The 5612-nt window shown below is 60.9% G+C and carries 3 protein-coding genes and 1 pseudogene; all 4 read left to right on the top strand.

What is annotated here, in order from left to right:
* The first annotated feature begins 165 nt into the window (after positions 1-165).
* Positions 166-2094: a hypothetical protein gene (locus GEV05_30255; GenBank protein ID MPZ47566.1), complete on the top strand. Its 1929-nt coding sequence runs from the start codon at positions 166-168 to the stop codon at positions 2092-2094.
* Between the two features lie 754 nt (positions 2095-2848).
* A pseudogene (locus GEV05_30260) lies at positions 2849-3943 on the top strand (DUF4102 domain-containing protein).
* Positions 3942-4700 (top strand): tripartite tricarboxylate transporter substrate binding protein, encoded by a 759-nt coding sequence (locus GEV05_30265; protein ID MPZ47567.1) that lies wholly within the window; start codon positions 3942-3944, stop codon positions 4698-4700. Before GEV05_30260 ends, GEV05_30265 begins: the two are co-directional and overlap by 2 nt.
* Before the next feature lie 5 nt (positions 4701-4705).
* A complete protein-coding gene (locus GEV05_30270; protein ID MPZ47568.1) occupies positions 4706-5506 on the top strand; it encodes a methyltransferase domain-containing protein in 801 nt (266 codons plus the stop codon).
* Positions 5507-5612: the final 106 nt, after the last annotated feature.

The raw sequence follows: 5612 nt of genomic DNA on the forward strand, positions 1-5612 counted from the left end.
TGGCTACGTTCAGCGTCCCTGCATCGGCTTGCGATTGGCAAACGATCGACTTCGTGACAGTCTTCGCCATGGTGGCTCCTTTCTTGGTTTGGCGACCCCCTGCATATCACACGCAGGGGAAAGGAGCCGCCACCTCAGACCCTCAGTTCAACATCGATCGGGACAATGCCGTTCTTCAAGTCGCACCAGGATACGGAGAAGCATCGCGGGATGGTGGCCACTCTCGTGCTCGTCTGCCCTTCGGCACACCTCGGAGGCGAACTGCGCGTGCGTCATGGTAAGGACGAAGCACGATTCGCGTCCCAGCACCTGCGTCTAGATGGATTTCGCTGGTTCGCTTTCTACGCCGACTGTCAGCATGAGGTGTGTCCGATCACGGAAGGATGGCGCATCGTACTGACCTACGACTTGGTGGTCCCCGTCGGGTCGTTCGCACCCGCTGCGCCTGCGTCCGCACCGCTCCTCAAGGCGATGCGTGAGCACTTCTTTCCGGGCGAGGATATCCACACCCGGCCCTGGGTATTCCTACTTGATCACGAGTACACGCAGCACGGACTGCGTTGGTCGTTGCTCAAGGGAGACGATAGGTCGCGAGCAGCCGCATTGCGCGCTGCCGCCGAGGCGCTGGGCTTGACCGTCCACCTTGGGCTCGTCGAGATATGCCAGCAATGGACTGCTACCGAGGACTATTCCTCTCGCCGTCGCGGCTCCGAAGAACCACTGCCCGAGGATCTTATTGACGAATCGATTGCCGTCGATTACTGGGTCGGCGCCGACGATCGGCCGCTGCGCCGCGCTGCATTGCACGTGCGGCGGACGGATGTCGATAGCTTTACGGACACCGACAAGTCCTTTCTCGTCGACGAAGAATATGAAGGCTACATGGGCAACTATGGCGAGACACTCGAGTACTGGTATCGTCGCGCCGCACTGGTATTGCAGACGCCCTTGGCGGCTGAAGTCAACCGTTTCGTAACCGAGTTCGACGCTGCCCTCGCCGCTGCTTTGGTGTTAGCGCGAAACGGACGGGCCGATGAATTGGCGCGACGCTTGCAGCCAGCTGCACGCACGCTCGCGGCTCGATGTTGGGATCAGGGACGCAAATTGTTTCGCTCCTACGCAGCGCTCGCCGTTGCGTTGCCCGATGCCGTACATGCGCAGGCATTGTGCGAGGGTTTCATGTGGACGACGTTCAAACCCGCTGACGCGAAAGCGTTGGCTAGTCTGAGCAAGCGCTGGGGTTCCACCTGGATGCTGGGTCTGTTGCAGGAGTGGGCGAAATCCCGGCCGTCTTGGTTGGGCATGAGTGCAGCATCGGCGCGCGCTTCTGGCGCAACGCTTTGGCCAAGGCCGCTCGGGGAGTTCGTGCGAGCCTGCACACGCGCGGGACTGGAATTCGAGGTGATCGACGCCATGTGGGTGCAGTGCCTCGCCGCGGTACGGGAACACGATGTGGCGCAAAAGTCGCTATCTCCGGCGGAGCGCAATGGGTCGCTCGGGCAGCGCGTGGACATCGCCGCGGAACTAGTCGCTGCACTACGACTGGATCCGGAACGGACGAAGAAGCATTTGATCGAACTGCTGCACCATGTGCGAGATTACCCAGATCTGTATCCGTTGTTGGACCTACGGCCGCTGATCGAGGCGCTCCCGACCGGTAGGGATGCACCCGCCGAGGCAATCGCACTGACTGCAGCGGTCGTCGAAACGCTGCAACAAGCCCTGGCCCGGCCAGATCCCTTGCCTGACGACTTTGGTCTGCGCGACACCGAATGGGTTTGTCGCTGCGCAGACTGCAGGCTCGCAATCGACTGGGCGTTGTCGTCCAGTGCACAACCGTTGACCCTGGCGATGGCCGAGAGCCGACGCTCGCATTTGATTACGAGCTTGCGGGCTGCTGACGCGGCGTTCGGATTCGATGTCGTGCGCAAAGGCTCACCGCACAAGCTCGTCATTTCCAAACCGGCCGATCTGCATCGCCGATACGCCGCTAGGCGCAAGGTGTGGGCCGAAGGCCTGACGGCACTCAAGAGTCGGATTCGCCAAGCCAACTCCGGTTCGAAAACCAGGCTACGAACCAGCCTGGATTTGTGATCTTCGACTGCGACGGCGCCCTGGTCGGCAGCGAACCAATCGGCAATCGCGTGTTTCGCTCTCATGCTGAGCGAGATCGACATGGCTTTGACGCTCGATTTCGTGCGGGGTACGTTCGACTCGCGGGTGCTATCACCGAAGTGAGCAGGCGTAGGTTCGCTGAGGAAAGTTTGGAGTCTCGGTGCGTTTGGTGGGAGGGGCGGTGCGCGACCCCGTGCCAGTGCTTCGCTCCACGGCAGTTCTCTCGGTTAAGGTGCTCCATCGCGCCGGTGACGGCAAGCTGGCGCCATAGTGCCGGATCAACGCAGCCAAGCTGCGCTCAGTCTGTCGAAATAGGCCCAGAGCACGCTCAGAGTTGCTCCGCAATTTCGTTCGATGCCGCGCCGATATTGGCTCAAAAGCCGGCAAATCAGCCATAATTGCGGAGCAAAATTTGGTGGATCCTCTTTGATTTGCAAGGAATTTACTGTAGCTTCCCAAGCTTACGACGAGGGTTCGATTCCCTTCACCCGCTCCACAGCAACAATCCGCCAAGTTCCGTGGATGTCCAGGGATGACTGCAAGTCGTTGTCGCGTAAGGAACCGCCCTCGCTTCGACGTTCCAGCGCCGTCCACTGACATCCACCTACAGCCGGGACATTTGAGTCCATAAACAAGTCCATTTTCATGGGCGCGGCGGGTTCCGGATTGTTGATGGAGGGGCGAGGTCGACGAGATCAGCATCGGCTCCTGACTCCTGTTCAGGAGCAAGAGCATGGCACTCTCCGACTTCGCCGTCCGCCAAGCCAGGGCAACGGGCAAGGCCTATACCCTCGCTGACTCGGACGGACTTTCCCTGGCCGTGACGGCCGTGGGCGGCAGAACCTGGCACTTCCGCTACTACTGGCTGAACAAGCAGAAGCGGATGTCGCTGGGGACGTACCCGGAAGTCACGCTTCGCGAAGCGCGTGGCTTGCGCGATGAGGCGCGCGCCTTGTTGGCCAAAGGCATCAATCCGCGGATCCACCGCAAGCGAAGGCGCGCCACGGTTCGTCTCGCCGACAAGAACAGCTTCGAGGCGGTGTACAAGAAGTGGCTTGCCCATCGCGAACTCAGTCTAAAGAAGGGCCGGCACTGCACGCTCTCGATACTTCCGCGCATATTCAAAAAGGACGTGCTGTCGGCACTGGGCGCGGTGTCGATCTACGACATCAGGCGCCCCGATCTGCTGGAGGTGATCGCCAAGATCGAGCTGCGCAAGGCGCTGTCCGTCGCCGAGAAGGTTCGGACTTGGTTCAAACAGATCTTCCGCTACGCGCTGGTGACCGTGCCGGGCTTGGAACAAAACCCAGCGTCCGATCTCGACGTCGTGGCGCAGCCCCTGCCGCCCGTGAACCACAATCCGTTCCTGCGCATGGCCGAGCTGCCGAAGCTGTTGCAGCGGCTACGCACGTATCGCGGCAGGCTGCAAACCCAGCTCGGGTTGCGGTTGCTATTGTTGACGGGCGTGCGCACCGGAGAGCTGCGGCTTGCGACGCCCGACCAATTCCACCTGGACCAAGGGTTGTGGATCATTCCGCCCGACGTCGTGAAGCAGCTCCAGATGCACATGCGCAAGAAGCGCAAGCAGCCTCAGGATATCCCACCGTACATCGTACCGTTGTCGGTACAAGCCGTGGAGATCGTCCGGTACATGCTGGACCACTTCAAGCCGGCGCAACACTACGTGTTTCGACACGACAGCGATTTAAAGAAGCGCATCAGCGAGAACACGTTCAACGCGGCGCTCAAGCGGATGGGATACCTCGACCTGCTGACCGGGCACGGCATCCGGGCCACGATCTCCACCGCGCTCAACGAGATCGGCTATCGGTAGCATTGGTCTGAAGATCGTCGCCAACGCACCGGCCGACGGTTATACGCTCGGATTGATCGCCATGCCCTATGTGGTGGCGCCGAGTCTGATCGCTCGGATGCCTTTCGACATCGCGCGAGATCTAGCACCGATAGCGATGCTCAACTGGAGCTATACCTTGCTTGCGGTGAGGAGCACGGCGGCCGTCCGGTCGGTCCCCGAGCTCATCGCGTCGGCGCAAGTGGAAGCCGGTACGATGAAGTATTCTTCAGGAGGCAACGGCACGCCTCCGCATCTTGCCGGAGCGCTTTTCGCGCGTGAGGCAGGCATCGACATCTTGCATGTTCCCTACAAAGGCAGCCCGGCGGGTGTGGCCGCTTTGGTAGGTGGTGAAGTCGACATGGCCTTTGGGCCGATCGCGGCCTTGTCCCCTCACCTGGAGTCCGGAAAGCTGCGCGCGATCGCGACGGCGGCGCCCGCGCGGCTCAGGGGTTATCCCGAGATTCCCACGCTGAAGGAGCTCGGCTATGCCGCAGCAGAGGTGAGCGACTGGCAAGGTATTGTGGGCCCGATCGGAACGCCTCGGGAAGTGATCGAGCAACTGCATGCCCAGATTGCGAAGATCCTGGCCACGCCGGAGATGCGCGAGCGGTTGAATGCAATCGGTATGGAATCGTCGGACCTAGGGCCTCGAGCTTTCGCAGCGCACTTGCGCACTGAGATCAAGCGCTGGAATGATCTCGTTCGTACGATGGGGATCAAGGCCGACTGAATCGCATGGCCAACGTCGACGAACGCTGGCTGCTCGAAGGTTCAGCACCGAAGCGCTACGAGCAGTGCAAGGTGCCGACGCTCTTTCGTCCGCTGGCCGAGCGGTTCATAGCGTATGTCGGCATTCAGCGCGGCGAGCGGTTGTTGGACGTCGCCTGCGGTACCGGTATCGTGGCGCGGCTGGCAGCGCCGCTCACCGGGCGGTGTGGGCGCGTTGTCGGTGTGGATCTCAATGCGCAAATGCTCGCTGTCGCTAAATCGTGCGAACCGCTCGACGGCATGGACATCGAATGGAGGCAGGCGGACGCGGGTGAATTGCCGTTCGGATCCTGCTCGTTCGATACCGTACTGTGTCAGCAGGCCCTGCAGTTTTTCCCGGATCGGGCGCGTTCCCTCTTCGAGATGCGTCGCGTCCTTAGACCCGACGGCAAACTCGCCATCAACGTCTGGGCTGCGCGCAATCCGTATTTGCGCGCATTGGCTCGAGCGCTACGAGGCCACGTCAGTGACGAGTCAGCGCAGAGATGTCTTTCGCCTCTGGCACTCTGCGACGGTGTGGCTTTGAGATCGCTAGTGTATACCGCCGGCTTCCGCCAAGTGACGTTGCACATAGCAACGATCTTCCGCCATATGAGAGACCTGCGCGAAACGCTGTTTGGCGAGATACAGGATCTTCCGTTTGCGTGCGATATCGACCAAGCGGGCGAGAGGGCGCGCATCGGAATGGCCGAGTCCATGAGCGCGGAACTGCGGCCCTATCGCACAACAAGCGGCTACCTCATCCCCGCGGATGTTTATTTTTCCTGATTAGCGACATTCTTCAGCGGGCTCACTTGGTGAGCCAGTGGGATGCGCATGATGTGGTTCACCGACAAGACGAGGTGAACCATGGCGATGAACCGGGTGCAGTTTC

The sequence above is a fragment of the Betaproteobacteria bacterium genome (genome assembly GCA_009377585.1).
Classification (GTDB): domain Bacteria; phylum Pseudomonadota; class Gammaproteobacteria; order Burkholderiales; family WYBJ01; genus WYBJ01.